The sequence below is a fragment of the Ancylomarina longa genome (assembly GCF_003996985.1).
GTDB classification, from domain to species: domain Bacteria; phylum Bacteroidota; class Bacteroidia; order Bacteroidales; family Marinifilaceae; genus Ancylomarina_A; species Ancylomarina_A longa.
In genome coordinates, this window is sequence record NZ_RJJX01000094.1 from 1 (window position 1) to 745 (window position 745).

1 protein-coding gene is annotated in these 745 nt (G+C 41.2%); it reads right to left on the reverse strand.

Annotated elements, in window-relative coordinates; genetic code table 11:
* Nucleotides 1-52 precede the first annotated feature (52 nt).
* Nucleotides 53-481 (reverse strand): 50S ribosomal protein L2, encoded by a 429-nt coding sequence (rplB, locus tag DLK05_RS19050; RefSeq protein ID WP_235832029.1) that lies wholly within the window; start codon nucleotides 479-481, stop codon nucleotides 53-55.
* Nucleotides 482-745 lie beyond the last annotated feature (264 nt).

The window sequence follows — 745 nt, forward strand, 5'->3', positions numbered from 1 at the left end:
GTTAATTAACTCCTATTTTTTTAAGACGAAGAAAGAAATTCGATTTTCTCTCCTATTTACTACGGCGACGAAGAATCAAAKTMTCACTATATTTWTTCCTTTTTCTASTTCTTCTTCCAAGYGCAGGATAACCCCARGGGGTTRYGGGTTTTTTTCTACCAATTGGRGCCCTCCCTTCACCACCYCCATGGGGATGGTCKACAGGGTTCATAACTACTCCTCTTACTACAGGACGYTTACCTAGCCAACRYTTMGATCCGGCTYTACCCAAACTTTTCTGGTTYACCCCAACATTWCCCACTTGTCCGACTGTTGCTGAGCAGTTTTTSGATATCAAACGGACCTCYCCAGAAGGTAATTTTAATGTGGCCGATTTCCCYTCTTTTGCAATCAGTTTCGCTACAGCACCCGCTGCTCTAGCTAATTGTCCACCCYTTCCAAGTGTGATTTCTATRTTATGTATGGCCGTGCCTAAGGGCATATCGGTTGAAGTAGATTCTTCTTTTTKATCAATCAAAACCCCTTCCCAAACTGTACAAGCTTCTTCCAAAGCATACGGCTTTCTGGATGTAGATGRTGATATCTATACRGATGGATCTTATATATATCGTAGAATTCTTCTATATATGGTAGAAGTACCACACGAGTGGATATATAGGAATCAAAATCTGCCGAATAACTTATGTTATGATCTTCTACATCCTAGGTCTTCCCGTTCCGTCATCTGGCTTATGTTCTTCATGTA